The organism is Vitreimonas flagellata, assembly GCF_004634425.1.
GTDB classification, from domain to species: Bacteria; Pseudomonadota; Alphaproteobacteria; order Caulobacterales; family Aquidulcibacteraceae; genus Vitreimonas; species Vitreimonas flagellata.
On sequence record NZ_SBJL01000001.1, the window covers coordinates 1,300,790 to 1,327,206 of the forward strand.

At 63.7% G+C, this 26,417-nt stretch carries 27 protein-coding genes; 14 read left to right on the forward strand and 13 right to left on the reverse strand.

The annotated features are described in order from the left end of the window. The first annotated feature begins 45 nt into the window (after positions 1 to 45). Both EPJ54_RS06725 and EPJ54_RS06730 read left to right on the forward strand, forming a co-directional pair. Positions 46 to 1,179: an Acg family FMN-binding oxidoreductase gene (locus EPJ54_RS06725; protein WP_135210875.1), complete on the forward strand. Its 1,134-nt coding sequence runs from the start codon at positions 46 to 48 to the stop codon at positions 1,177 to 1,179. Next, positions 1,176 to 1,631 carry a MarR family winged helix-turn-helix transcriptional regulator gene (locus EPJ54_RS06730; protein ID WP_135210876.1) on the forward strand — a complete coding sequence of 152 codons (456 nt, stop codon included), beginning with the start codon at positions 1,176 to 1,178 and terminating at the stop codon, positions 1,629 to 1,631. The genes EPJ54_RS06725 and EPJ54_RS06730 overlap by 4 nt, the downstream gene beginning before the upstream one ends. A 1-nt stretch (position 1,632) precedes the next feature. On the opposite strand, the gene EPJ54_RS06735 is transcribed toward EPJ54_RS06730, so the two are convergent. From EPJ54_RS06735 to EPJ54_RS06745, 3 genes are read right to left on the reverse strand one after another with little or no spacing between them, the layout of a single operon-like run. After that, the gene (locus EPJ54_RS06735; RefSeq protein ID WP_135210877.1) at positions 1,633 to 2,085 is read right to left on the reverse strand and encodes an NfeD family protein; all 453 of its coding nucleotides are present in this window, start codon (positions 2,083 to 2,085) and stop codon (positions 1,633 to 1,635) included. A gap of 38 nt (positions 2,086 to 2,123) precedes the next feature. Then, positions 2,124 to 3,065 carry an SPFH domain-containing protein gene (locus EPJ54_RS06740; RefSeq protein ID WP_135210878.1) on the reverse strand — a complete coding sequence of 314 codons (942 nt, stop codon included), beginning with the start codon at positions 3,063 to 3,065 and terminating at the stop codon, positions 2,124 to 2,126. 48 nt (positions 3,066 to 3,113) lie between these two features. Next, the gene (locus tag EPJ54_RS06745; RefSeq protein ID WP_135210879.1) at positions 3,114 to 3,596 is read right to left on the reverse strand and encodes a peroxiredoxin; all 483 of its coding nucleotides are present in this window, start codon (positions 3,594 to 3,596) and stop codon (positions 3,114 to 3,116) included. Positions 3,597 to 3,695: 99 nt separating this feature from the next. Between EPJ54_RS06745 and EPJ54_RS06750 the strand changes: the two genes are divergently transcribed. After that, complete coding sequence (locus EPJ54_RS06750) at positions 3,696 to 4,256, forward strand: YqgE/AlgH family protein (protein WP_135210880.1); 561 nt, start codon at positions 3,696 to 3,698, stop codon at positions 4,254 to 4,256. Between the two features lie 60 nt (positions 4,257 to 4,316). Here the strand turns inward: EPJ54_RS06750 and EPJ54_RS06755 are convergent, their stop codons facing one another. Further along, positions 4,317 to 4,556 carry a DUF1272 domain-containing protein gene (locus tag EPJ54_RS06755; RefSeq protein ID WP_135210881.1) on the reverse strand — a complete coding sequence of 80 codons (240 nt, stop codon included), beginning with the start codon at positions 4,554 to 4,556 and terminating at the stop codon, positions 4,317 to 4,319. Then, positions 4,556 to 5,239: a DJ-1/PfpI family protein gene (locus EPJ54_RS06760; protein ID WP_135210882.1), complete on the reverse strand. Its 684-nt coding sequence runs from the start codon at positions 5,237 to 5,239 to the stop codon at positions 4,556 to 4,558. The genes EPJ54_RS06755 and EPJ54_RS06760 overlap by 1 nt, the downstream gene beginning before the upstream one ends. Positions 5,240 to 5,292: 53 nt before the next feature. Here EPJ54_RS06760 and EPJ54_RS06765 point away from each other — a divergent pair, with 53 nt between their 5' ends. After that, complete coding sequence (locus EPJ54_RS06765; protein ID WP_135210883.1) at positions 5,293 to 6,264, forward strand: GlxA family transcriptional regulator; 972 nt, start codon at positions 5,293 to 5,295, stop codon at positions 6,262 to 6,264. A gap of 31 nt (positions 6,265 to 6,295) precedes the next feature. Next, a complete protein-coding gene (locus tag EPJ54_RS06770) occupies positions 6,296 to 7,096 on the forward strand; it encodes an SDR family oxidoreductase (RefSeq protein ID WP_135210884.1) in 801 nt (266 codons plus the stop codon). Between the two features lie 57 nt (positions 7,097 to 7,153). Here the strand turns inward: EPJ54_RS06770 and EPJ54_RS06775 are convergent, their stop codons facing one another. From EPJ54_RS06775 to EPJ54_RS06800, 6 genes are all read right to left on the reverse strand, one after another. After that, positions 7,154 to 8,203 carry a cell wall hydrolase gene (locus EPJ54_RS06775; RefSeq protein WP_239590783.1) on the reverse strand — a complete coding sequence of 350 codons (1,050 nt, stop codon included), beginning with the start codon at positions 8,201 to 8,203 and terminating at the stop codon, positions 7,154 to 7,156. Positions 8,204 to 8,546: 343 nt separating this feature from the next. Then, the gene (gene ppdK, locus EPJ54_RS06780; protein WP_135210885.1) at positions 8,547 to 11,216 is read right to left on the reverse strand and encodes a pyruvate, phosphate dikinase; all 2,670 of its coding nucleotides are present in this window, start codon (positions 11,214 to 11,216) and stop codon (positions 8,547 to 8,549) included. A gap of 144 nt (positions 11,217 to 11,360) precedes the next feature. Next, positions 11,361 to 13,571: a glycine--tRNA ligase subunit beta gene (gene glyS, locus EPJ54_RS06785; protein ID WP_135210886.1), complete on the reverse strand. Its 2,211-nt coding sequence runs from the start codon at positions 13,569 to 13,571 to the stop codon at positions 11,361 to 11,363. Beyond that, complete coding sequence (locus tag EPJ54_RS06790) at positions 13,571 to 14,446, reverse strand: glycine--tRNA ligase subunit alpha (RefSeq protein ID WP_135210887.1); 876 nt, start codon at positions 14,444 to 14,446, stop codon at positions 13,571 to 13,573. The genes glyS and EPJ54_RS06790 overlap by 1 nt, the downstream gene beginning before the upstream one ends. A 45-nt stretch (positions 14,447 to 14,491) precedes the next feature. Continuing rightward, the gene (locus EPJ54_RS06795) at positions 14,492 to 14,704 is read right to left on the reverse strand and encodes a helix-turn-helix transcriptional regulator (RefSeq protein ID WP_135210888.1); all 213 of its coding nucleotides are present in this window, start codon (positions 14,702 to 14,704) and stop codon (positions 14,492 to 14,494) included. After that, positions 14,701 to 15,105, reverse strand: coding sequence for a hypothetical protein (locus tag EPJ54_RS06800; protein ID WP_135210889.1), 405 nt, complete (start codon positions 15,103 to 15,105; stop codon positions 14,701 to 14,703). The genes EPJ54_RS06795 and EPJ54_RS06800 overlap by 4 nt, the downstream gene beginning before the upstream one ends. 233 nt (positions 15,106 to 15,338) lie before the next feature. Between EPJ54_RS06800 and EPJ54_RS06805 the strand changes: the two genes are divergently transcribed. The 6 genes from EPJ54_RS06805 (at position 15,339) to EPJ54_RS06830 (ending at position 19,656) form a co-directional block, all read left to right on the forward strand. Then, positions 15,339 to 15,905, forward strand: a complete 567-nt coding sequence (locus EPJ54_RS06805) for a ribonuclease HII (protein WP_135210890.1) — start codon at positions 15,339 to 15,341, stop codon at positions 15,903 to 15,905. Positions 15,906 to 15,952: 47 nt separating this feature from the next. Beyond that, entirely contained in the window at positions 15,953 to 16,678 is a 726-nt protein-coding gene (locus EPJ54_RS06810) for a hypothetical protein (protein WP_135210891.1), read from the forward strand. A 79-nt stretch (positions 16,679 to 16,757) separates the two neighbouring features. Continuing rightward, entirely contained in the window at positions 16,758 to 17,849 is a 1,092-nt protein-coding gene (locus EPJ54_RS06815) for a site-specific DNA-methyltransferase (RefSeq protein ID WP_135210892.1), read from the forward strand. A 150-nt stretch (positions 17,850 to 17,999) separates the two neighbouring features. Then, entirely contained in the window at positions 18,000 to 18,350 is a 351-nt protein-coding gene (locus tag EPJ54_RS06820) for a hypothetical protein (RefSeq protein ID WP_135210893.1), read from the forward strand. A 148-nt stretch (positions 18,351 to 18,498) separates the two neighbouring features. Beyond that, positions 18,499 to 18,870 carry a hypothetical protein gene (locus tag EPJ54_RS06825; RefSeq protein WP_135210894.1) on the forward strand — a complete coding sequence of 124 codons (372 nt, stop codon included), beginning with the start codon at positions 18,499 to 18,501 and terminating at the stop codon, positions 18,868 to 18,870. 96 nt (positions 18,871 to 18,966) lie between these two features. Then, positions 18,967 to 19,656, forward strand: coding sequence for a Crp/Fnr family transcriptional regulator (locus tag EPJ54_RS06830; protein WP_135210895.1), 690 nt, complete (start codon positions 18,967 to 18,969; stop codon positions 19,654 to 19,656). Positions 19,657 to 19,862: 206 nt separating this feature from the next. Here EPJ54_RS06830 and EPJ54_RS06835 read toward each other — a convergent pair whose 3' ends face one another. Both EPJ54_RS06835 and mutY read right to left on the reverse strand, forming a co-directional pair. Beyond that, positions 19,863 to 20,336, reverse strand: a complete 474-nt coding sequence (locus EPJ54_RS06835; RefSeq protein WP_135210896.1) for a GFA family protein — start codon at positions 20,334 to 20,336, stop codon at positions 19,863 to 19,865. Between the two features lie 175 nt (positions 20,337 to 20,511). Then, the gene (gene mutY, locus EPJ54_RS06840) at positions 20,512 to 21,564 is read right to left on the reverse strand and encodes an A/G-specific adenine glycosylase (RefSeq protein ID WP_135210897.1); all 1,053 of its coding nucleotides are present in this window, start codon (positions 21,562 to 21,564) and stop codon (positions 20,512 to 20,514) included. Between the two features lie 49 nt (positions 21,565 to 21,613). Between mutY and EPJ54_RS06845 the strand changes: the two genes are divergently transcribed. Genes EPJ54_RS06845 through smc form a run of 3 tightly spaced genes read left to right on the forward strand, consistent with a single transcriptional unit; the run spans position 21,614 to position 26,333 of the window. Next, the gene (locus tag EPJ54_RS06845; protein ID WP_167755605.1) at positions 21,614 to 22,162 is read left to right on the forward strand and encodes a DciA family protein; all 549 of its coding nucleotides are present in this window, start codon (positions 21,614 to 21,616) and stop codon (positions 22,160 to 22,162) included. A gap of 55 nt (positions 22,163 to 22,217) precedes the next feature. Continuing rightward, positions 22,218 to 22,862: a DsbA family protein gene (locus EPJ54_RS06850; protein WP_167755606.1), complete on the forward strand. Its 645-nt coding sequence runs from the start codon at positions 22,218 to 22,220 to the stop codon at positions 22,860 to 22,862. Between the two features lie 18 nt (positions 22,863 to 22,880). Beyond that, entirely contained in the window at positions 22,881 to 26,333 is a 3,453-nt protein-coding gene (gene smc / locus EPJ54_RS06855; protein ID WP_135210900.1) for a chromosome segregation protein SMC, read from the forward strand. Positions 26,334 to 26,417: the final 84 nt, after the last annotated feature.

Sequence of the window (26,417 nt, forward strand, 5' to 3'; positions counted from 1 at the left end):
CATCGTTAAACCATCTATAGTTTAACGTTGAACTAGAGGACGACCATGCTCTCCCGCCGCCATGTGCTCGCCGTGCTTGCCGCCGCCCCGCTTGCGCCCTCGTTGAGCGGCTGCGCGCCCTCTGATCTACCCGACCCAATCGCCGCATGGCGCATGCCTGGCGCGGGCGAGACCGACCCGCGCCGCTTTGCCCTGGCGCACGCTATTCTCGCCCCCAACCCACACAATCGTCAGCCCTGGCTGATCGAACTGGTGGGCGACAATGAGTTCGTCTTCCGCGTCGACCTGGAGCGTCTGCTTCCCGCCACCGACCCATTCAATCGCCAGATCGTGTTGGGCTGCGGCGCGTTTCTCGAGATGTTCGACCTCGCCGCGCGCGCCAACGGCTATCGGGCGGAAATCACGCTCTGGCCAGACGGCGAACCGCAGCCCCTGCTCGACGCACGACCGATCGCGCATGTACGCCTGACGCCGGAAGCCTTGGTCAAAGATCCGCTGTTCGATCTCATCCTCGCCCGCCGCACCAATCGCGAAGCCTACGAAGATCGCGCGATACCCGACGACGTATTGGAGGCAATGCGCGCGGCCGCAGGCGACGCGGTAAGCTTCAACACCAGCACGAGCGGCGCACTGCGCGAAGATCTGCGGCGCCTGGCGTGGGACGCCTTCGAAACCGAAATCCTGACGCCGGCCGCGTATCAGGAGAGCGTCGATCTTATGCGCATCGGCGCCGCCGACATCGCCCGACACCGTGATGGACTCGTGCTTGACGGGCCGATGATCGAATTCGCGCGCGCCACCGGTCTGCTCAACAATGAAATCATGGCGGACGTGAACAACCCGTTGGTAAAGCAAGGCTACGAAGCCTATCGCCCGCTTGCGCTCAATGCGCCGGCCTTTGCCTGGATCACCACCGCCGACAATACGCGCACGACGCAAATCGGGGCTGGTCGCGCTTATGCGCGCGTGAACCTCGCCGCCGCCGGCGCAGGCCTTGGCATGCACCCCTGGAGTCAATCTTTGCAGGAATATCCCGAAATGGCGGACTTGATGGTCGAGGCCGAGTCTTTGATGAATGCACCGGGCGATGCGCGCGTGCAGATGTTCGTGCGCGTCGGCTACGCCCGCCAGGTCGGCCCATCGCCGCGCCGGGGTCTTGCGGAGCATATATCGGCATGAGCAAACCCGAGGACGACGCCCTTCGAGCGTTCGAAGTCTTCAACGAAATTGGCATTATCGCCCAACTCTCCGGCGCCGCGTTTGAACGTGTGTTGCCGGACGGTTTGTCGCTGGCTGGCTATGGCGTGCTCAGCAATTTCGTGCGCCTCGGCCGTGAGGCCCAGCGCCCAACGCAGCTTGCGCGCAATTTCCAAGTCACCAAAGGCGCGATGACAAACACGCTGCAACGCTTGGAAGCGGCGGGCTATATCACGCTCTCGCCAGACCCAGAGGATGGACGCGGCAAGATCGCGCGCATCACCCGCTCAGGGCGCGCGGCGCGGGAAGCCGCGATTGCACGTATGACGCCGGTGCTGGCGGAGTTTTTGAAGATTCTTCCTGCCGCGGAAATCAAGCGCATTTTGCCGACGCTGACGCGCATGCGCAAAGCGCTCGATGCGGCGCGGGATTAGTTTAAGCGCGCTTCACTTTCAGCGTTGCGCCATCGACGCCGGCGATCACCACAGGCTGGCCTGCCTCAAGCGCCTCGTCGCTCACCGCGCGCCATACCGTGTCTTGCACCTTCACCGAGCCGACGCCGTTCGCGAAATTGGTGACAATTGCGCCCTCACCGATCAGCGCCGCCGAGCGCTCGTTCAAGCCGCTCGCCGCGCCCTCGTTGCGCCAGCGCTGCACCAGCGGTCGGCCAAACGCGGTCAGCACAACGACCAGCACGCCGAAGATCGCAAGCTCCGCGATCCAATTGGTGAGGCCGAGCCAGGAGACCAGCGCCGTCAAAAACGCCGCCACCGCAGGCCAAAGCAAATAGGTCGTCCCCGTCGCCATTTCGGCGATCAGCAGGATAAGCCCCAATACGACCCAATGCTGCGGGCCGAATTCGGAGAACAAGGCTATCAGCGCGTCCATGAAACTAATGTAGCAATTCGCAGCGCCGCCTGCCAGCGTTACCGCGTCGGCGGCACCGACGTGCGCGCGGCAGCCGCCCCGCCCTCAGCCTGCGTATTCAGCGCGCGCAAGCCTTCGACCAGGCCCGCCAAGCCGCCCAGATCGGCGGGCACGATCACCGTGCGCTGCTGGTTGGAGGTGGCGAGTTCACCGAACGCCTCGACATATTTCAGACCAAGGAAGTAGCGGATCGCATTCACGTCGCCCTTGGCGATGGCCTGAGAGACCATATCCGTCGCTTTCGCTTCGGCTTCAGCTTCCCGCTCGCGCGCTTCAGCGTCACGGAATGCGGCTTCGCGGCGGCCTTCGGCTTCGAGGATCGCAGCCTGCTTGGCGCCTTCAGCGCGCAGAATGGCGGCTTGCTTATCGCCTTCGGCTTCGAGAATTTGCGCGCGACGTTCGCGCTCCGCCTTCATCTGGCGGGCCATGGATTGCGTGATGTCTTGCGGCGGCGACAGATCCTTGATCTCGATCCGCATCACCTTCGTGCCCCATGCGTCGGTTGCGGCGTCGACAACGCCGAGCAAGCGCGCATTGATCGAGTCACGTTGGGAGAGCACTTCGTCGAGATCCATCGCGCCGACGACCGTACGGATGTTGGTCATGCAGAGATTTTGAATGGCGAGACGCAGGTTTTCGACTTCGTACGCGGCCTTGGCCGCATCGATCACCTGAATGAACACAACGGCGTCAACCGAGACGACCGCGTTGTCCTTCGTAATCACGTCCTGGCGCGGCACGTCGAGCACGGTTTCCATCATGGAAAGACGACGACCGATGCGATCGACGAACGGCACGAGGAATGAGATGCCTGGCTTCAGCGTGCGCGTGTAACGCCCGAAGCGTTCGGCCGTGAATTGTCGGCCCTGCGGCACGACCTTGATCGCGCTGAACGCCAGCACAAGCGCCATCGCAGCGAAAATCAAAACGAGAGTCGGCATTCCTGTCCCTCCGCCGCTTCTGCGGCTCGCAGCCCTAAAGCGTTACGCTCAGCTTAATTGGCCAAGCAGGTATTCCGCGCTGGAAACCTTGTATTCACCGCCTTCTTCGACGTTCACTTGGGATACCACCCCGTCCTTGACGATCATTGAATATCGCTTGGAGCGCGGTCCCATCCCGAACTTAGAGAAATCCGCATCGAGGCCGACAGCGCGAGCGAATTCCCCTGAACCGTCAGCCAGCATGACGATCTCGCCGAACACGTTCTGATCCTTGGCCCACGCCCCCATCACGAAATGGTCGTTAACCGCTGTGCAAGCGACGACATCGACGCCCTTAGCTTTGAAATCGGCGAGGTGATCGCGGAAGCTCGGCAAATGCCGCGCCGAGCAGGTCGGCGTGAAGGCGCCCGGCACGGCAAAGAGCGCAACGGTCTTGCCGGCGAACACGTCCGCCGTGCGCAGCGGCTTCATGCCCTCGGGGCCGGGAACATTGAATTGTACGTCCGGCAACGCATCGCCAATTTTGATCATCGGAGCCTCTCCCTGAAACTTTCCAGCTATTTAGGGGGTGCGGTCGCCAGATGCGAGCGCCCTCTTGCGCGAAAGCGCCGCCAGCCCGACGATAGGGTCATGCCAGATACGCTCGCGGGTAAGCTTCTTGTCGCTATGCCAGGGATCGGCGATCCCCGGTTCGAGCGCTCCGTCATCATGATGTGCGCGCACGACGGCGAACACGCGATGGGCGTGATCATCAACAAGCCGAAGGATGAGCTGACGCTCTCCGACGTGCTCGACCATTTGGGTTTAGAGCCCGAGGAGAACATCGCCGACCGCATCGTGCTCGACGGCGGGCCAGTGCGCCAAGATCGCGGCTTCGTGTTGCATTCGGAAGATTTCGCGGCCGGCGAAGGCACCCAAGACGTCTGCCCCGGCATTCGCCTCACCGCCACGCGCGAAGTGTTGGAAGCCGTGGCCGGCGATCAAGCGCCAGAGCGATTCCTGCTTGCACTCGGCTGCGCCGGCTGGAGTGCGGGTCAGTTGGAGAATGAGCTACGCCACAACGCCTGGCTCATCGTCGACGCCGACAACAGCATCATCTTCGACGACCAACACGAAGATAAGTGGACTCGCGCGATTAAAAGCCTGGGCTTCGATCCGGCACAGCTCAGCGAAGGCGTCGGCAACGCTTAGTCACTTTGGAGCGCGCGTCTTCAGACGCGCGTCGCGGGCCTGAAGACCCGCGCGCTCCAATTAAGCGCAGGGCGAAGCGCGCAACACGCGTTTGGTTGAGGCGGGATGTTTCACGAGCGCAGCAGCCGGTCGAACGGGCCGACGCACCAATTCGCCGCCGCAATTCGGGCAAGCGCCCTTCAGCACACCCTCGGCGCACTCCGCGCAGAACGTGCACTCAAACGAACAGATGCGCGCCTCCGCGCTCTCCGGGGGCAGATCGCGGTCACAGCATTCGCAATTGGGCCGCAGCTCCAGCATCACGCCGCTCCCGTCATCTGCTTGATCGCCTCGCGCCGCTCTGCCGCAAATCCTGAGAACAAGTGCTTCACGGCAGCGATCGTCTCTGCGTCTGCCGTTTCGGGGCGGCCGCAATTGAACGGCGGCGCTGGCGCATACTCGATCGCAAGCTGGATCATCTTGGCGACTTTCTCGCCAGCGAGGTCGGCCACGATCGTCAGCGCGATATCGATCCCCGCCGTCACGCCGCCGCCGGTGATCGCGTTGCCATCGCGCACGACGCGCGCATCATCTGGGACCGCGCCGAACATCCCCAGCAATTCGCGATACGCCCAATGGCTGCCCGCGCGCTTGCCGTTGAGCAGCCCCGCCGCCGCCAGGATCAGCGAACCCGTGCACACGGACGTCACGTATTGCGCGCTTTCGCCCAGCCGCTTTACCTCGGCCATGAAGGCTTGATCTTGCATCGCCTCCGTTTGCCCAGGCCCGCCGGGGATCATGATCATGTCGGCGCGTTCGACGTCAGCCAACGCACGCAGGTTCGCGAACGTCAGCCCCATTTCGGTTTTGAGTTCGCCGCCAGCTTTCGAAGCGATGATCACCTCCGCATTCGGCATGCGCGCCAGCACTTCGTACGGCCCGGTGAAATCGAGCTGCGTCAGGCGCGGATAGAGGATAAAGGCGATACGGAATTTGTCGGCCATCGCGAGGCTCCTGATTGACAGGCGCTTTATGGCGCGGGATGCCTTTGGCGCAAATGTCAAAGACACCTCGTTTTCCGCCACAACCGCGCAACGTGCTTGTTGTCGTGTTCGAAGGTTTTCAAATCCTCGACGCCGCCGGCCCGATCGCCGCCTTCGAGATCGCCGCACATTACGCGCCCGGCGCCTATCGCATCCGCGTGGTCAGCAGCGAGGCCGGTATGGTCGCATCCTCCTCGGGCGTGCGTTGGCCAACCGAAGCGCTAAAAGGCCAAACCAATATCGACACGCTCATCGTCTCCGGCGGCAACGGCACGTATGGCGCAATGCAGGACGCCGCCTTCATGGCCGCGATCAAGCGTCTCTCCACGCACGTGGGGCGCACCTCGAGCGTCTGCTCGGGCGCATTCCTGCTCGCACAAGCGGGCCTGCTCGAAGGCAAGCGCGCCACCACGCATTGGCGTCGCGCGCCGCTCTTGCAAAAAGCGTTTCCCAATGTGCGCGTCGATGCCGATTGCATTCACATCAAGGACGGCAACGTCTGGACCTCCGCCGGCGTCACCGCAGGCATTGATCTCGCGCTTGCCATGATTGCCGAAGATCTCGGCGAGAAAGTCGCCACGGACGTGGCGCGCGAAATGGTCGTCTATGCCAAGCGCCCCGGCGGCCAGGCGCAACATTCCGCGCTGCTCGATCTCGATGCGCCAAGCTCACGCTTCGCGGAATTGAACGCCTGGATGCGCGATCATCTGCACGAAGATCTCTCCGTCGAACGCCTCGCAGCACGCGCCGCGATGAGTCCGCGCAATTTCGCGCGCGTCTACGCGACCGAAACGGGTGTGACACCTGCCAAGGCGGTCGAACGCCTCCGCGTCGACACCGCGCGCGCCGCATTGCAGCAAGGTGCAACGATCCAAGACATTGCCGAACAGACAGGCTTCGGCGATCCCGAGCGCATGCGCCGCGCGTTCATCCGCCTCTACGGCGCGCCGCCCGCCGCCATGCGCCGCACGCTGCGGCAAGCTTGACGGATCGCGCGTTCCGGCAGACCAATTTCGCATGGCTGAACCGCAAAAATCCATCTTCGTCACCGGCGCCGGCTCCGGCATCGGCCGCGCCACAGCAAAGCTCTTCGCTGAGCGCGGCTGGTTTGTCGGCCTCTTCGACGTCGATCCGAAGGGCCTTGAAGAAACCGCGGCGATGCTGCCCGAAGGCCAACGCCTTTCGATGGTGTTCGACGTGCGCGATCGCAACGGTTGGGCGCGCGCGGTTGAATCGTTCGGCCAAGTCACCAATCGCCACATGCATGTGCTCTTCAACAATGCTGGCGTTGGTCGCGGCGGCTTCATCGAAGAAATGCCAGACGACGACATCGATCTCGTCATCGATGTAAACCTGAAAGGCGTGATCAATGGCGTGCGCGCAAGCTTGCCTCTGCTGCGCGAAACGCCCGGCGCACGCATCGTGAATACAGCGTCTGTTGCGGGCATCTTCGGCGCTCCGAAACTCGCTGTGTATGTCGCGACGAAATTCGCTGTGCGCGGTTTGACGGAAGCGCTCGATGCGGAATTCTCGCGCTACGGCGTGAGTGTTGCGAGCTTGATGCCCTGGTTCATCGACACCGCGATCCTCGGAAATTTTGCCGAAGAAGGTTCGAACCGCACCCTCAAAGACTCGCTCACAGAAAACAAGACGCCGATCTACCCCGTCAGCATGGCCGCTGAGCGCGCGTGGGACGCCGCGCATGGAAAAGACTTGCACTACATGGTCGGCAAAGAAGCAGAGCGCGCACGCTTCGCGGCGCGCTTCTTCCCGAACGCGATGCGCAAGCGATTGCGCAATTTCATTCCCGACGAATGAGCCAACAAAAACCCCGGCGTCTCCGCCGGGGTTTTCTTTTGAGCGTTGAGACTCGGATCAGGTCGCCGCGTTCACGACCAGATGGTTGGCGGCTTCCGTGTCCGCTGGCGCATCCGTCACGGGCGCTGCTTCGGCCGGCGCATCCGTGATACTTTCGGTCGTCGCCGCATCCGTCACCGCGTCGATTTCAGCGCCTTCCGGCGCCAGATCGTCAGCAGCCGTCGAGCGGCGCACGCCTGTGCCACGGCGGCGGGCCAGGGCTTCCTGGTAGTACGCACGCTCGGAGCGGTTCGGGAAACGGTAGAACACGTGGCTGCCGACGTTGACCGTCTCAACCAGGCCCGAATTCCAAACCGGGTTCACAGCGTGCGTGTGATAGTGCGTGGCGCCCTGCGTGATCGGGCGGGTATAGCCGAGCATCACGGCGGTCGCGACCCGCTGGGCGCGGTCCCAGGCGCGGCCACGCGGGCGTTGGCCCAGCGAGCCATCGCAGGTGAAAGTGAACTGGCAGCCGGTCGAACGGTGCGAGCCTTGGAAGACCACGCCGCATATCGAGTTCGGGTAAGCGTTCGAGCGCACCCGGTTCATGATCACTTCGGCGACCGCGACTTGGCCGCGCTGGGTCTCGCCACGGGCTTCGTAATAGATCGCCTGGCTCAAGCAGGCGTGCTGGCGGGCGTCGATTTGCGGCTCGGCCGGCGCGCTCTGCTCGGGTTGGCTGGCCGACGACGGGCCACGCAGCACGGCTTGCACCATCATCGCGCGCGCATCGGCGCTTTCGAACAGAGTCGCACTGCCACGGGCGCGCAAACCATCGTTGGTGCGGAAGGATGTCAGCTCGACGCGCGCATTCGGCTCAGTCGAGGCCAATTGCTGCTGCAGCTCAGCTTGGAACGCGGTGGACGTGGCTGCCCATTCAGCGCCATCGCGCTGTTCGGCGGCGCGGTGCGCGATCAACGGCATCGCAACCGCAGCGGCTGCAAGGCACATGATCGTGGCCGCGCCCTGGCGCACGGCCAGGGGATTACGCTCGATCTCCACCATCACTTGGGTCCGAATCTCACCCGCAAAGATAGCCAGTCGACGCCAGAACAACGATAAATGCATTAAGCCCCGCTTAACGCTGTGCAGATTTGGCACAAGTAACCGCCAGATAATCTGCAACAGACCATACCATTTCGCCTCGGCAATGTTTTGCTCGAGGGCCTGCGGGGCATACAGGACCTGCGCCCTGGGGGCGATTGTCTTTTTGTTCATGGTCCAGGTTCCCGCGAGTTCTAGGTGGCTTGAGCGTCCCGGTGCGGCCCGGAGGTCACGCCGAGAAAGCCCAAACCGTCCAAAGTCTTGCGAGGCCCGTGCCAGTTCACCGAACAGGCGAAATCGGCCGCGACCGCCGGTCGCGCCCGTGGCAGGTGATTTCCGTAACGTCAGATGCGGTTGCGGGCGCCCGTTAGCGCTTTCCGCCGAGGGCGGCTTGGGCCGCAGCCAGACGTGCAATCGGCACGCGGTACGGCGAGCAAGAGACGTAATCGAGGCCAGCGCGTTCGAAGAACGCCACCGACGCAGGGTCGCCGCCGTGTTCACCGCAGACGCCAAGTTTCAGCCCCTGACGAACCGCCCGCCCCCGTTCGCAGGCGAGCCCGACGAGTTCGCCCACGCCATCAGCGTCGACGGTAACGAACGGATCCGTCGCCAACACCCCGCGGTCGACATAGGTTCCAAGGAACTTGCCGGCGTCGTCGCGGGAGAGGCCCATCGTGGTCTGCGTGAGGTCGTTGGTGCCGAAGGAGAAGAACTCGGCCGCCTCTGCGATCTCGCCCGCTTTGAGCGCCGCGCGCGGCAGCTCGATCATGGTGCCGACCAGATACTCGACGCGACGGCCGCGCTTGGCGAACACTTCTTCAGCGATCGCGTCGACGCGCGCCTTCAGCAGCTCAAATTCCTTCTTCGCGATCACGAACGGGATCATGATTTCCGGAATGGGCGCGGCCCCCTGCTCGGCCACGTCGCACGCGGCTTCGAACACGGCGCGCGATTGCATGTCGTAGATTTCCGGGAAGACGATCGCCAAACGGCAGCCGCGGAAACCGAGCATCGGATTGCTCTCGGCCAGATCCTTCGAGCGCGCCAGCAACGCCTTTGCATCGAGTCCCGTCGCCTTCGCGACATCGGCGCAATCTTCTTCGGTGTGCGGCAAGAATTCGTGCAGCGGCGGATCGAGATAGCGGATCGTCACCGGGCGCGCGCCCATCGCTTCAAAGATCGCGACGAAATCCGCGCGCTGGTGCGGGAAGAGTTTATCCAGCGCCGCCACGCGCGCGCTTTGCTTCTCGGCCAAGATCATCTCGCGCACGGCGGCGATGCGTTCAGCGTCGAAGAACATGTGCTCGGTGCGGCAAAGGCCAATGCCTTCAGCGCCATACTTCACCGCCGTCGCCGCATCCGCTGGCGTCTCAGCATTCGCCCGCACTTTCATGCGCCGCGCTTTGTCGGCCCAACCCATCAGCGTGCCGAAATCGCCGGTCAATTCCGGCTGCACCATTTCAGCGGCGCCGAGCAACACTTCGCCCGACGAACCATCAACGGTGATGACATCGCCCTTCTTGATCACGCGGCCCAGCGCACGGAATTCGCCGAGCTTCATATCGATGCGCACATCGCCCGCACCCGACACACAAGGCCGCCCCATGCCGCGTGCGACTACGGCTGCGTGGCTCGTCATGCCGCCGCGCGCAGTCACGATCGCTTTCGAGGCGTGCATGCCGTGAATGTCTTCCGGGCTCGTCTCGTCGCGCACCAGGATCACGTCCACGCCGTCGGCCGCGAGCTTTTCAGCTTCATCCGCATCGAACACGACTTTGCCGACGGCCGCGCCAGGCGAGGCTGGCAAGCCTTTGCAGATGATGTCCCGCTTGTAGCCCGCCGCGATCGTTGGGTGCAGTAGCTGATCAAGCGCCGCCGCATCGACGCGCAACACCGCTTCGTCCTGCGTGATCAAACCTTCCGCCGCCATATCGACCGCGATCTTCAGCGCCGCTTTCGCCGTGCGCTTCCCGTTCCGCGTTTGCAGCATATAGAGCTTGCCGCGTTCGACGGTGAACTCCAGATCCTGCATGTCGCGATAATGCGCCTCTAACTTTTGATAGACGCGCACCAGCTCCGCATAGACCTCGGGCATCGCCTCTTCGAGCGATTCACCGGGCTCTTTCATCTCCAAGCGCGATGCCTTCGTCAGCGCTTTGGGCGTGCGGATGCCGGCGACGACATCTTCGCCTTGCGCGTTGATGAGGAATTCGCCGTAGAATTTCTTGTCGCCGGTGGATGGGTCGCGCGTGAAAGCAACGCCGGTGGCCGAGGTCTCGCCCATATTGCCGAACACCATCGCTTGCACGTTCACAGCCGTGCCCCAGCTTTCGGGGATGTTGTTGTGCTTGCGATAGAAGATCGCGCGATCGTTCATCCAGCTTGAGAACACGGCGCCGACGGCGCCCCAGAGCTGCTCCTTAGGATCGTTCGGGAACGGCTTGCCCAACTCGCGCTCCACGGCGCGCTTGTATTCGGCGACGACGATCTTCCAATCATCGGCCGTCAATTCCGTGTCGGCGCGATAATCGTTGGTGTCTTTGTGCGAGCCGAGGATTTCCTCGAACACGCCATGCTCCAATTCGAGCACAACGTCGGAATACATCTGAATGAAGCGGCGATAGCTGTCGTACGCGAAGCGCGCATCGCCCGAGAGCTTGGCCAGCCCCTCGACCGTCTCATCGTTGAGGCCGAGGTTCAGCACCGTATCCATCATGCCCGGCATCGACGCGCGTGCGCCCGAGCGCACGGAAACGAGCAGCGGGTTGGCCGGATTGCCAAACGCCTTGCCGGTCTTCTTCTCAAGCGCCGCCAAAGCCGCATCGACTTGACCGCTAAGTTCCGGCGGATAGGCGCGATTGTTGGCGTAGAACGCGTTGCAGACTTCGGTCGTCAGCGTAAAGCCAGGCGGCACCGGCAGATCGAGCCGCGCCATTTCCGCGAGATTGGCGCCTTTGCCGCCGAGCAGCGATTTCAGCGACGCATCGCCCCCGCTCTCACCGCCGCCAAACCCGTAAACCCATTGCTTTGCCGACATTCGCTCGCCCGTTCTTCATGCTCCCCCGTTCACGGGGGAGCTGTAAGCGCGCAAAGCGCGATGACTGAGGGGGCTTGTGCAGCATCAGGCGCACTTCCCCCAGCTCGCTTTGCTCGCCACCTCCCCCGCTTGCGGGGGAGGAAACTAGCCTTCGATCTTGGAGAAATCCGCGACCGCAGACAGCGCCTCACGTAAACGCGAGAGCAGCAAAAGTCTATTGCGGCGCAGCATGGCGTCTTCGGCGTTGACCAAGACTTTTTCGAAGAATTCGTCCACTGGCGCGCGAAGACCTGCGAGCGCCTTCATCGCGGACGCGAAGTCTTCCTTTTCCACCGCCGACCGCGCGGTCGGCACTGCGCTTTCGAGTGCTGCGTGCAGCGCCTTTTCGGCGGGCTCGGCGAGCTTGGAGGCATCGACTTGGCCCTGGGCCTCGTCCGCGCTCCACTTCCCCTTCTTCTCCTCCGCCGCGAGGATATTGGCCGCGCGCTTATAGCCCGCGAGCAAGTTCGCGCCGTCTTCCGTTTTCAGGAACGCATCGAGGGCTTCGACACGCGCAACGATGCGGACGAGGTCGTCATCGCCAAGCGCGAACACAGCGTCGACGAGATCGTGACGCTTGCCTTGATCACGGAGCTGCACTTTGAGGCGATCGGCTAGGAAGGCGAGCAGATCGGGCGCGGCGTCACGCGAGAACGATCCTTGTAGCCGCCCGCCATGCTCAACTGCTCGATGATTCCAAAGCGCGAATCCAAGCTTGCCAGACTGCCCGATGTTATCTGCACTCATGTCGTCAGGTAGGCGCCCATATCGAGCAGCGCCGTGATGGCCGTCTGGGAACGCTTTGCCGTCCAGTGTGTGATATGAGTTGAACTCAATGCGCAAGCCGCGTTCGAGCACGATCCGTATCACACCGAGCGCGGCGCGACGCAGCGCATATGGGTCTGAGGAGCCCGTCGGCTTTTCATCGATCGCCCAAAATCCCGCCAGCGTATCCAGCTTATCCGACAGCGCGAGCGTTAGGGCGACTTTATCTTCCGGCACGCGATCGTTGGGCCCGAGCGGGCGGTAGTGATCTTCGATTGCGGCGGCGATCGAGGCATTGGCGCCCTTCTCCAGCGCGTAGAGTTGGCGGCCGACTTGCCCCTGCAGCTCCGGAAATTCGCCAACCGTCTCCGTCACCAAATCCATCTTGGCGAGTTCGGCGGCGCGCTGCACAGATTCCACATCCGCGCCCGTCGCCGCGCACAATTCCGCAGCCAGCGCCTTCACGCGCTCGACCTTGTCCCAGACCGAACCAAGCTTCTGGTGGAAGACGATCTTCTTCAGCTTATCGCGTCGCTCATCGGTGTAGAGCGGCGTTTTCTTGTCCGTAACCCAGAAGAAGCGCGCATCGTTCAGGCGCGCCGACAGCACGCGCGCATTGCCCGCCGCGATCGCCTTGCCGCCATCCTTCGCTTCGACGTTCGCCACCGTGATGAAATGCGGCGCGAGCTTGCCGCTTTTCGGATCGCGCACCGCGAAATATTTTTGGTGCGTGCGCATCGAGAGCCGGATCACTTCGCCCGGCAGATCGAGAAACGCTGGGTCCATGTCGCCCCGTAGCGTCACCGGCCATTCGACCAGCCCGCACACTTCTTCGAGCAGGCCGATATCCTCGACCAGTTCGAGCTTTTTGTCGGCGCAAAGCTTCTTCGCTTGCTCCAAAATGATCGCCTTGCGCTCTTCGCGATCGATCAACACCTTCGCGTCGCGGAGCTTGGCGGCATAATCGGCAAAGTCGCGCGGCTTGATCGCGCCCGGCCCAAGAAAGCGATGGCCGAACGTCTCAGGCTTTGCGCCCACGCCTTCGATCTCGATCTTCACCGGCGCGCCATCGAACAGGCACAGCACGTTGTGCAGCGGCCGCACCCATTGCAGATCGCTTGACGCCGAACGCATCGATTTCGGCCACGGAAACGCGCGCACGATCTCGGGCGTGATCTCCTGCACGATCGTCGCCGTCGCGCGGCCCGCGCGTTCAATCTTCGCGACGTAAAACGCGCCCTTCTTATCCTCGACCACTTGCGCTTGATCGATAGAGCTAAGTCCCGCGCTCTTCAAAAAGCCCTGGATCGCCTGACCCGGCGCGCCCACGCGCGGGCCTTTCTTTTCTTCGTTCACATCCGCGGCTTTCGCGGGCAGATCCTCGATCACGAGCCCCAAGCGTCGCGGCGAAGAAAACGTCTTGATCGCCTTGGGTTCAAGCCCGGCCGCTTTCAGCTTCTCACCAAAAGCCCGCGCCAAATCCTCCTCCGCGCGCTTTTGCATACGCGCAGGAATTTCCTCGGAGAACAGCTCAAGAAGAAGTTGGGGCATTAGCTTTGGCTCTCCGCCCAAGCGCTCGCGCAGCCCTTCGCCAAATCGCGCACGCGGGCGATGAAGCTTTGCCGCTCGGTGGGCGAAACCACGCCGCGCGCGTCGAGCAGATTGAAGAGGTGCGAGGCTTTCAGCGTGTAGTCGAACGCCGGCAGCACGGCGCCGGCCTCCAGCAAGCGCTTCGCCGTCGCTTCCGCATCGGCGAACCAACGCAGATTCTGCTCAGCATCGCTCAGTTCAAAATTAAAGCGCGATTGCTGCTTCTCGTTTTCCAGAAACACATCGCCGTAGGTCAGCGGTGTCGCACTATCGGGATCGTTGAACGGCAAATCATAAACGCGATCCACGCCGAACACGTACATCGCCAAGCGCTCAAGCCCGTAGGTGAGCTCGCCGCTCACCGGGCGCACATCCAAGCCGCCGACTTGTTGGAAGTAGGTGTATTGCGACACTTCCATCCCGTCGCACCACACTTCCCAACCCAAACCCCACGCGCCGACAGTCGGGTTTTCCCAATCGTCCTCGACGAAGCGAATGTCGTGCAGCAGCGGATCGATGCCGATGCGCTGAAGCGAGTTGAGATAGAGATCCTGCAGGTTCGGCGGGTTCGGCTTCAGGATCACCTGGAACTGATAATAGTGCTGCAACCGGTTCGGGTTCTCGCCATAACGCCCGTCCTTCGGCCGCCGCGACGGCTGCACATAGGCCGCGCGCCACGGCTTCGGGCCTAACGCCCGCAGCGTCGTCGCAGGGTGCAGCGTGCCGGCGCCCACCTGCTCGTCATAGGGCTGCAGGATCGCGCAACCCTGCTCAGCCCAGTAATTCTGGAGCGTCAGGATCACATCCTGGAAACAGCGGGGCGGGCGGTGCGACATGGGGGCAGACGGGTAAAGCCGCCCGTCCCCTTGTTCAAGTGGCGCTTACTCCGCGGCCTGTGCGACATCCTCAGCGCTGAAGATGTGCTCGATCGGCAGGCCGAACAGCGCAGCGATCTTAAACGCCAGCGGCAGCGAAGGATCGTATTTGCCCGTCTCGATCGCATTCACGCTCTGGCGTGACACGTCGAGCTTGTCAGCCAAATCGGCCTGGCTCCAATTGCGCTCCGCGCGCAGCACTTTGAGGCGGTTTCTCATTTGTAGCGCAGCCGCACGACGCACAGCGCCACGCCCCACGCGAAGATCAGCACCGGCAGCACCCAGATGAGCGGCAAATGCGGGAAGCCGGCCCATTCCTCCAGAAAGCCGTAGGTAAACGAGCCGAATCCAGTGACGCCCGCGGCGATCGCAACCGCCTCGCCCTGCACCTGGCGATGGAATTCATCCATGCCCTTCAGGAAGACGAGATAGGCGCGCAGCATCAGCAACGCCGGCAAAATAGGCAGCAACGCGATCACGATCACGGCCCAGTGCGGCAAATCCTGTTTGATCGCCAGAACACCGCCGAACACGACCGCCGTATAAAGCAGGCTGGCGAGGATCATGTCGCGCGAATAGCGCTTGGCCGCGCGGGCCTGCGTGGAGCTTTGCTCAGACATCGCCCGCCCTCAGCCCTCAAACCAGCCAAGCGCCACAGCGATCGCCACCGCCACAGCGACAATCACACCCCAATTCCATCCTCGACGCTCAGTCATGTCCAACTCCATCAAGCGACCTTGTCTCGATGACAAGGATACTTGTCCAGACGGCATTTCATGTCAAGCGTCCTTTGCAAAAATGTGAGTGTCCTTGACGTTTGCGCTTTAGCCGGAATCCGCTTCATGCTCCGGGCATGGCGATTTGTGGGATCGACGAAGCGGGGCGCGGGCCCTGGGCCGGGCCAGTGGTGGCCGCGGCCGTGATCCTGCCCGCCAAGAAGCGTCCGAAGGGTTTGGCGGATTCTAAGCAGCTGACGGGCGAGGCGCGTGAAGAATTGGCGCAGGCCATCCGCGCCTGCGCGGCCGTTGGCGTCGGTATGGCTTCGCCAGACGAGATCGATCGGATCAACATCCTCCAGGCCACATTCCTGGCCATGCGCCGCGCCTTTGACGCCCTGCCCGAACGCCCGGTCGCGGCTTTGATCGACGGCAACGCAGCTCCCGACCTGCCCTGCGCCATCGAGATGATCATCGACGGCGATGCTTACGTCGCCTCGATCTCGGCCGCCTCGATCATCGCCAAGGTCGAGCGCGACCGCATGATGGTCGATTTCTGCGCCCAATATCCCGGCTATTCCTTCGCCAAGCACAAAGGCTACGGCACGCCAGAGCACCAAAAGGCGCTGGCCGAACTCGGCCCCTGCGCCATCCACCGCCGCAGCTTCAAGCCCGTCCGGCTCGCGTCCGGACTCGCCGCTTAGTCGCGCTACGGTTTACTTCGGAGCCGCGCTCTCCCATCTTCGCGGGCATGTCACAATCGACCGCCGCCGAGCGTCAAGGCGATCTGCCTACCGGAACCATTTGGATCATCTGCATCGCAGCTTACGCCGCCATCATGGTGACGGCGGCGTTCGCGCAGGACTTCCTGCAAGGCCCCGGCCGTAATTGGGAGCTCGGCCCGCTCGAGACCGGCCAGAACATCCTGCTGCTTGCCGCACTGATCATCATGATCCAGGTCACGCTGCGCGCCGAAGAAAAGCTGCTGCGCTGGTGGATGATCTTCGTGTCGCTGGGCACGCTCTTCCTGCTCGGCGAGGAAGGGAGTTGGGGGCAGCACTATTTCAATTGGGAAACCGGCGGCTGGTTTGCGCAAGTCAACGACCAGGGAGAAACCAATTTCCACAACACCGAAGGCGGCTGGCTCGACCAAAAGCCGCGCGCCATCCTGCAGCTCGGCATGATCCTGGGCGCGATCGCGCACCCGCTGGTCAAGAAATTCCGCAACGGACGCGGCCTTTTCGACAATCCGTGGTGGCTCGCGCCAACCTTCGCCAGCATGCCGCCTGTCGTCATCTCGATCCTCGCGGGCCTGCCCAAGGCGATCGACAAGCTCGCCATCCTGCCGTTCGAACTTCAGTATACGCGCGTCAGCGAGATCGAAGAGCTCTTCATGTACGCGTTCTTCGTGACTTACGCGCTGTCGCTCAGTGGTCGCCTCGTCTACCGGAAGGCCCAAGCGACAGTGTCAAGCTGAGAAAGCATGGTTAACGGCCACGCGGACTCTTGATTCCTGATTCGCGTCAAGCTTGAATCGATCCCCTCACGGGGGATCAATGTCAGCGCGCCAACTTAAAGACCGGATCATCGAAGGCGATTGCGTCGAGGCGATGCGCAAATTGCCGAAGGGCTGCGCCGACCTCGTCTTCGCCGATCCGCCCTACAACATGCAGCTCGGCGGCGCGCTTACCCGCCCGGACCAGTCGAACGTCGATGGCGTCGACGACGATTGGGACAAATTCGCCGACTTCAAATCCTATGACGATTTCACCCGCGCCTGGCTCACGGAGGCCCGCCGCTGCCTGAAGGATGACGGCGGCATCTGGGTGATCGGCGCCTATCACAACATTTTCCGCGTCGGCGCGATCATGCAGGATCTCGGCTTCTGGATTTTGAACGACATCGTCTGGCGTAAGACCAACCCGATGCCGAATTTCAAAGGCACGCGCTTCACCAACGCGCACGAGACCCTGATCTGGGCCGCCAAGTCGAAGGACGCGAAATACACCTTCCACTATGACGCGCTGAAAATGCTCAACGACGATCTGCAAATGCGCTCCGATTGGACGCTGCCGCTCTGCACCGGCGGCGAGCGCTTGAAAGATCGCGAAGGCCGCAAACTGCATTCGACGCAAAAGCCGGAAGCGCTGCTGCATCGCGTCGTGCTCGCCACCTCGCGCCCCGGCGAGACCATTCTCGACCCCTTCTTCGGCACCGGCACCACGGGTGCGGCCGCCAAGCGCTTGGGCCGTCACTACATCGGCATTGAGCGCGATGAGAATTACATCGCCGGCGCCAAGGCGCGCTTAAAGAAAATCACACCAGCAGCGCCGGAAGATCTGGCCGTCACTCGCTCGAAGAAAGAGGAGCCGCGCGTGCCGTTTGGACAAGTGATCGAAGCCGGCCACATCCATCCGGGCGATTGGCTTGTGGCGCCCAACGGCAAACGCGCCCGCGTGCGCGCTGACGGCTCGTTAGCTTACGGCGATGTCACGGGCTCGATCCATCGTGTCGGCGCCGTCGTTTCCGATGCGCCGGCCTGCAATGGCTGGACCTTCTGGAGCTTGGAGACCAAGCAAGGCCCCAAGAGCATCGACCTCTTCCGCCTCGAAATTCGCCGCGAAATGGCGATGAGCATGGGCGCCTAGCGTCGCGCGTTGCCGTCCACGGAAATGACATCCGGCAGGTCGTCGCGCTGAAGTGGCGACCCATCGCATTGGCTGCAAACGGCCACATCCATTTCGCATCGTCATTGCATCTACGTCCCGCAGGTTTGGAAAAACTACGGGAGTAAAGTCATGAAGCGTATGTTCTTGATCGCGGCCGCGCTGATCATCGCGACGCCGCTGTCCGCGCACGCGCAAGAGCGCATGAGCGATGCACGTTATCTGGCCGCCAATCGCTGCCTTGCTTACGCTGAACTCGATCAATTGCAGGCCGACGGCGCCAATTTCTCGGCGTTGCGCGATGCCGCCGACGCTGGCGGGCGTCTCGGTTCGGTGCGCGCGGAAGCACGCACCCAAGCGCGCGACATCCGCGCGCGCGCGAACGGCGCAAACGTCGACGAATTGCGTGAACGGCGCGACGAAACGTGCGCGAGCTTTGTTCAGCACGGCCTCGTGCAGCTGAACGACGCCAGCGCTTCGTAAGCACGAGCGCCATTCGCAACTCAGAACGACGTGAGACGGCGCGTATCTGCGCGCCGTCGATCGCACCCGCACGCACACTGATCGACGCGCGCGTGCCACGACAAAACCAATCGCTTCTACTCTACAGGCTGAACCAAGGAGCCCACCGATGATGCGTGCATTCATTTGCGCCAGCGCAATCGCCGCCATGTCTTTCGCCGCGCCAGCAGGGGCGCAAACCCAAACGTTGATGACCGACACCCAGTTCATCAACGCCTCCGTCTGCATCGCGTACGCTCAACATCGCGCGCTGGCCGATGACGCGCCAAACGTCGAAGCATTGCGTGAACTCGTGTCCGACCAGGGTCGCCGCGTCACGCCGCCGGCCGCCGCGCGCGCCGAGACGCGCAAGCGCGCCATCCGCCGCGCCGACGCCGACACCCCAGAGCAAATCGCGGAACTCCGCGCCAATCGCGATCGGGCCTGCTCGGGCTTCGTCGCCACCGGCTTGGTGCAAGCCGCGAACACGCCGACGCCGTAAGGCTTCGCACAAAACAGGTGCGGGAGCGCGGCCATGATCGCCTCCCGCGTCTAAATTGTTGACGCGGCCAAGCGCGGGCCTAATGGTCCGCGCTTAATGGCTGAGAAGCACGACATTCACGCCGTCGAGGCGGCGCTGGCGAAGGCTGAGCTGATGGCGGCGCTGAGCGACGCCACGCGCTCTAAGCTCGCCAAGCAAGGCCAGCCGATCGTGGTGGAGTCCGGCAAGCTCCTCTTCGCCAAAGGCGACAAGGGCGACGCGCTTTACGTGTTGCTCGAAGGCGAGATCGAAGTCCGCACCTCGACAGAGGCCGGCAAGGACGTGCGCATCGCTTCGCTGAAGCCATATGCACTGATCGGCGAAATGGCCGTGCTCGACGGCGGCGTGCGGTCGGCGGACATCGCCGCCATCCGCAAGTCGCGTCTGCTCCGCATCGGACGCGACCAAGCCATCGCCGCGCTCGAGTCTGAGCCGAAAGCATTGCTCAAGCTCATCGCCGAGCTCAGCAAGCGTCTGCGCCACGCGGACGCTGCACTTGAAGACGCGCACACGCTCGACCTCGGCGGACGCCTTGCGCTGCGCCTGCTCGAAGAAGCGGGCGACGGCCCCACCGTCACGCTGACGCAAACCGAAATCGCGCGCCGCATCGGCGCCAGCCGCGAAAAGGTGAACCGCAAGCTGCACGAATGGGTCGACGAAGGCTGGATCAATATGGGCCGCGCCGGCATCAAACTCGTCGCGCGCGACAAGTTAAAAGCGCTAATCCAAGAATCGCGGGCGACTTAAACTCGGACCGCCGGCTTCCAGCTGGCGTCACTTGTGTCCACCGTCACAGCAGTCAGCGCACGCCGCCGCTACAACATCCTCACTGATCACCCGCAGCGCCTTTCCTTCCTGGGCGCGCCGGGCCAGATGGATCGCTGCGAGAGCCAAGCGCGGCGATCACCAACAGCAAGGACGCGGAGACGCCCCCCTCCGCGTCCTTCGCTTGTTCAGGCTTTGCCGCTCGCCGCAGCGAGCCGCGTCAGACTCTCGGGCGACCATTGTTTGGGCGTGTCGTAATAAATCTCGAACGCAGGAACATCTTCCGGCAGCTTCACCCACGGCGCTTTGCTGCGTGTGAAAATGTGAGCGTCCGGCTTGATCGCATGCGGCGCATCCAACGTCGCAACGCGCACGAAGCGCATCCAAGTGCGCCGCCCGTAATTGCTCCACAGCGCGACTTCGCACTTGGGGCAGCGATGCACTTCGTGGCCACGCCCACTCGGGCTCGGCATGTCGATGACGACCGGCTCGCCGGAAAGTATTTCAATTCGCGACGTCTCAATCATCGCGTTGATCGCGAACGCGCCGCCGGTTTGCTTCTGGCAATCCAGGCAATGGCAGCAATTGGTGAACATCGGTCGCGATGTCAGCCGATAACGCACCGCGCCGCATGAGCAGCCGCCTTCGAAGGTTTCACTCATTGTCGCTTTTCCAAAGCATCAGCGATGCGCTCAAGCGCTGCTGTCTGACGCTTCTGCAATTCGGTATGGCTACGCCAAAACTTTATCGTCCGCCAAACAAGGACGACGATGAGCCCGCCAAGAACAACGAGGGGCGCCAACGCTATCACCCAGTCTGAAACGGTAGGATCAGGATTCATTGTCTCCCCACTAAAGCCGCCTTCTTGAACACGGTGGGCAGCGCGCGCGCATCGCCCCACCATCCTTCGCCCTTCGGCGCGGCGTCCGCCACATAAACCTCAAGCGTCAGCGCGAAATGCGTGAACACGTGGCGCACCGCGCCCGCCTCACGCCATTTCGCTTTCGCTGGCGCGTGCTTCAGTGCTTCCGCGCGCGTCCAGGCTTCGCTGCGCCATTCTGTCGTCGGCAGCGCCGCCATGCCGCCGAGCAAACCTTTGTCCGGCCGCCGCACCAACCAGATCGCGCTATCGCGCTCCGCACGAAACGCCACACCAAACCGCTCCGGCCGCTCCGCTTTTGCAATCTTGCGCGGATACGTCTCCGGCGCGCCGCTCGCATACGCCGCGCAGTCATCGATCCACGGACACGCCTTGCACTTGGGCGATTTCGGCGTGCACACGGTCGCGCCCAAATCCATCAGCGCCTGCGCCCAATCGCCTGGGCGATCGTCGGCGATCAAAGCTCCGGCCTTCGCCTTCAGTTCAGCCTTGGCGCCCGGCAACGGCGCTTCCACGGCATAGAGGCGCGCCATGACGCGCTCGACATTGCCATCGACCACGTTGGTCGCCTCGCCATAGGCAATCGCTGCAATCGCCGCCGCCGTGTACGGCCCCACGCCAGGCAGTTCGCGCCAGCCCACCTCATCTGGCGGAAAACCCCCGGCCGCCAACGCCTGCGCCGCCGCGTGGAGATTTCGCGCCCGCGAATAATAGCCAAGCCCCGCCCACGCCTCGAGCACATCGTCCCTGGGCGCCGCCGCCAGAGACTCAACATCCGGCCAAGCGGCGAGGAATTTCGCGAAATAGGGCCCGACGGCAGCCACCGTCGTCTGCTGCAGCATGATCTCAGAGAGCCACACCCGGTAAGGATCGGGTTTTCCGCTGCGCAGCCGCCAGGGCAGGTCGCGACCGTTGCGGTCGTACCATTTCAGCAACGATTTCCGCAACTTATCCCGAGTCGCGATGGCCTTATCCCCAGGCCTAGGTCGTTTGTGAGCAAGCGCGGGCATCGAGCGTCTTTACCCTTTGTTCATGGCTTTACGATTCGCTCAACAGCCCATGTCCCTGCGCGACCGCTTCCGCCCGGCCAAGGACTCTTTCTATGGCCCCGCCACTGACGCCCTGAATGAGGGCCGCGCGGCGCGTGAACTTTCGGCCAAGCGCGGCAAAGCCGTCATCGCGCCCCCGCCTAACGCAGGCAAGGCCATGACAGCCGTCGTCCGCCCCCTTCTGAAAGGCACGGGCCTTGGCATCAACGAACTCAAGCGCAATTGGACCGAGATCGCCGGCGACAGCTTTGCCCGCGCCGCCCCGGAGCGCCTCGTGGCCGGCGTGCTGACCCTCAAAGTTCCCGGCGCGCTTGCCCCATTCCTACAGCAGCAGACGCCCCTTCTGCTCGAACGGCTAAAAACAGCCGGCGCGAAGATCAAATCCATCAAGATCGAGCAACGCACCGCCGCGCCCCCCAAGCAAACCAACGTCGCCCCGCTCAAGCGTGCGCTTTCCCCGGCCGAGGAGGCCGCACTGGCGCAAGCGCTTGACCCTGTGGCCGACCCTGGCCTGAAATCGGCGCTGATGCGGCTTGGGCGCGCGGTCAAGCAGGGTTGAGTTTCCCTTCCCGGCAAAAGACTCTATGCCTCCCGGCCACATCTGGAGGTTTCGTATGATCGTTTTGGGCCGTCGTGGTTTGCTTCTTGGCGCGAGCGCATTGGCGCTGGCGGGTACGCTGGCTGCGTGCAACGGCAGCGGCGGCGGCACGGCCGTGAGCGCGGACGACATCGTCCTTGGCGCCGAAGACGCGCCGGTCACCCTGATCGAATACGCTTCGGCCACCTGCGGCCATTGCGCGACCTTCCACGAAACCGTGTGGGACCAACTGAAGACGACCTACATCGACACCGGCAAAGTTCGCTTCATCTTCCGCGAATTCCCAACGCCGCCGGCAGCGGTCGCGGTCGCCGGCTTCCAACTCGCCCGTTGCGGCGGCGCTTCGAACGAGCAATATTTCGCGCGCCTCGGCGAAATCTTCCGTCAGCAACAAGCGATCTTCGCATCGGGCTCGATGGAAGGCATCCGCGCCAAGTTCATTGAGATCGGCGGCGCCGCCGGCCTATCGGCCGAGCAGGTCAACGAATGCATCGCCGATCCGGAAGGCGGCGAGCGCGCCACGCGCATTATCGAAGAATCCCGCGCCTTCAACGTCACGGGCACGCCCACCCTCATTCTCAACGGCCGCAAAGTCGAGGAACCCGACGCGCAAACCTGGGAAGGTCTGTCGCGCATCCTCGAGGCTGCCCTGGCCGCCTAACGGAGCGGGCGCAGCCACGTGCAGATCACCGAGCTGCGCCTCCACGGCTTCAAAAGCTTCGTCGATCCCGCACGCGCGCCGATTGAGAACGGCCTCACGGGCGTCGTTGGCCCGAACGGCTGCGGCAAATCCAATTTGTTGGAAGCGGTGCGTTGGGTGATGGGCGCGACCAGCGCCAAATCCATGCGTGCGTCCGACATGGAAGACGTGATCTTCGCCGGCAGCGCGGGACGCCCTGCGCGCGAGTTCGCCGAGGTCACTCTCGTACTCTCCAACGCACGCGGCCGCGCGCCGGCGCCGTTTCATAAGGAAGACACGCTCGAAGTCTCACGCCGCATTCGTCGCGGCCTCGGCTCGACCTATCGCATCAACGGCAAGGAAGTGCGCGCCAAGGACGTGCAGCTTCTCTTTGCTGACGCCGCGACCGGCGCGAACTCACCCGCGTTGGTGCGCCAAGGCCAGATCAGCGAACTCATCGGCGCCAAGCCGCAAAACCGTCGCCGCATCCTCGAAGACGCCGCCGGTATCGCGGGCCTGCACGCACGCCGCCACGAAGCCGATCTCAAACTTAAAGCTGCCGAGACCAATCTCACGCGCTTGGATGAAGTGCTCGGCGAAATCGAAGCGCAAGCCGCGAGCTTGAAGAAACAAGCGCGCCAAGCCGAACGCTACAAGGGCCTCGCACAAACATTGCGCGAAACCGAAGCGCTATTGCTGCATCGCCGCTGGAGCGAAGCGCGCGAACGTCACGCCGAAGCGCAAGGCTTCCTCCGCGAGGCCGAGCGCGCCGTCGCCCAAGCCGCCGCTGACGCAAGTGCGGCTGAACGCGCAGCGGAAGAGGCGCGCGATGCACTCGCGCCGTTGCGCGAGGAAGAAGTGATCGCCGCCGCCGTGCTGCGCCGCCTCGAAGGCGTGCGCGTCGGCCTCGAACGCGATGTCGCCGAAGCCGATGCCGTGATTGCGCGTTGCGATGAAGATGCGAGCCGCGCACGCGGCGAAGCCGAACGCCTCGAAGCGCTGAAAGTCGATTCCGCGCAATCGCTGGCGCGGCTCGAGACGGAGGCCGAAGCGCTCGGCTCTGGCGATGACGCCGAAGCGCAAGCCATTTTGAACCGCGCACAAGACGCCGAAGCCGCCACCGCCAAAGCGCGCGCGGAAGCCGAATCCAAACTCGAAGCCATCGCATCGGAAGCCGCCGCCAAGCGCGCCCGCGCGCAAGCGCTCGCTGACGCCGCCAACGCCGCCCGCGCCCGCGCGCAGCGCGCCGAAGAGCGCAAGCGCGCGCTCGACGCCCAAATCGCAGCGCTCCCCGCCACCGCCGACATCGACGCGCGCATCGCCGCTGCCACAGCCAAGGCCGAAGCCGCACGCGCCGAACACGCCAAGCTCCGCACCGAACTCAGCGAAGCCGAAGCCGCGCTGAAAAAAGCCGAGAGCGCCGACGAGGCTGCGTGGGCAGCCTATCGCCCCGCCGAAAGCGCGCTGCGCGAACTCGAAGCGGAAGTCCGCGCGCTTGATAAGCTCGCCCCACCCGAAAACGCGAAATTCCCGCCGGTTCTCGCCTCGATCGATGTCGAGCCCGGCTTTGAGCGCGCGCTCGCCGCAGCGCTCGGCGACGATCTCGATGTCTCCACGCATGCCGAAGCGCCCGCGCATTGGGGCGGCGCCGACGTGCCGACGCCCAATCTGCCGCCGGCTGCGCAATCGCTCGCGCGCTTCGTCAAAGCCCCGCCCGCACTCGCCGCGCGCTTAGCGCTCATCGGCGTCGTCGACGCGAAAGACGGCGCGAAACTCGCCAAGCTCCTCACGCCCGGCGCACGACTCGTCTCACGCGAAGGCGATCTCTGGCGCTGGGACGGTCTCGTCCGCCGCGCCAACGCACCCCAACCCGCCGCCGCGAAGCTCGAACACAAAAACCGCCTCGCCGCCGCGCGCAAAGAATTGAAGAGCGCCGAAGACAAGCTCGCGAAAGCCAAAGCGGCGTGGGAAGCCGCGAAGGCCGAACGCCAAGCGCTCGACGCCAAAGCCCGCACGCTTCGCAGCGAAGCGCCCAAGCGCGCCGCCGCTGAAGCTGACGCGACGCGCGACGTCGAACGCTTCGAAGCCGAACGCATTCGCATGAACGAGCGCGGCGCCGATTTGCAGGCGCAAGCGCAAACACTCAGCGCCGAACTCAACGAAGCGCGCACCGCCCTCAGCGAAGCGGAAGCCGCCGCCAAGCAAGCGCCCGCCCAAGCCGACGACACAGCGCTCCCCCAAGCCCGCGCCGCTGTCGATGTCGCCCGCCGCGCCGCCGCCGAAGCCAGCGCCGAAGCCCAGGCGCTCATCCGCGACAAAGCCCAGCGCGACAGCCGCCGCGCCGCCGTGAACGCCGAAACCGCGCAATGGCGCGCCCGCATCGCCGATAGCGAAAAGCGCCTCGCCGCCATCGCCGCCGAACTCGACGCGATCGAAAAGCGCCGCGACAAAGCCAAAGCCGCGCCGATCGAAGCCCGCGCCAAGCTTGAAAAGCTGATGGAAGAAGCCGGCGCCGCCGAAGCGCGGCGCCAAGAATCCAGCGATAAAGTCGCCGAAGCCGAAGCCGCCGCGCGCCAAGCCGGCGAGCACGCCAAGCTCCAAGAACAAGCCCACGCCGCCGCCCGCGAACGCCGCGCCGGCGCTGACGCACATGCAGCGGCCGCCGCCACGCGCGTTGAAGACGTCGTCGCCCTCGCCCGCGAACAAACCGGCTACGCACCCGAAGCGCTCGCCGCGGCCGCAGGCCCGCTCATCACCGGCCCGCTCGGCACAGCCTCGATCCAAGAAATCGAAAAGCGCTTCGATCGGCTTAAGGCCGAGCGCGACGCTGCCGGCCCGGTAAACCTCCGCGCCGACGAAGAACTGGCCGAAGCCCAAGAGCGCATCGACACGCTGACGCGCGAAAAGGACGACGTGGTTCAGGCGGTGACCAAGCTTCGCCGCGCCATCACCACACTCAACAATGAAGGGCGCGAGCGGCTGATGAAGGCGTTCGAGCAGGTCGACGCCCATTTCGCCCAGCTCTTCGCCACGCTATTCGAAGGCGGCCAGGCCGCACTCAAGCTGACCGAAAGCGAAGATCCGCTGGAGGCAGGCCTCGAGATCTTCGCCCAGCCGCCCGGCAAGCGGCTCACCAACCTCAATCTGCTCTCCGGCGGCGAACAGGCGCTCACGGCCACGGCGCTGATTTTTGCCGTGTTCCTGGCCAATCCGGCGCCACTCTGCGTGTTGGACGAAGTCGACGCCCCGCTCGACGACGCCAATGTCGACCGTTTCTGCCGCATGCTGGAAGAAATGAAGCGCCTCACCACCACCCGCTTCATCACCATCACCCACAACCCGGTGACGATGTCCCGGATGGACCGCCTCTATGGGGTGACGATGCCGGAACAAGGCATGAGCCAGCTGGTCAGCGTCGATCTCGGCCGCGCCCAGGCGATGGCGGCGGAATGATTGTCGACTCTCCTCCCCGTGCGCGGGGAGGAGTTGGAGGTGGGGAAAGCGCCGCTGATTCCCGAAAACCGAGCTATCCCCACC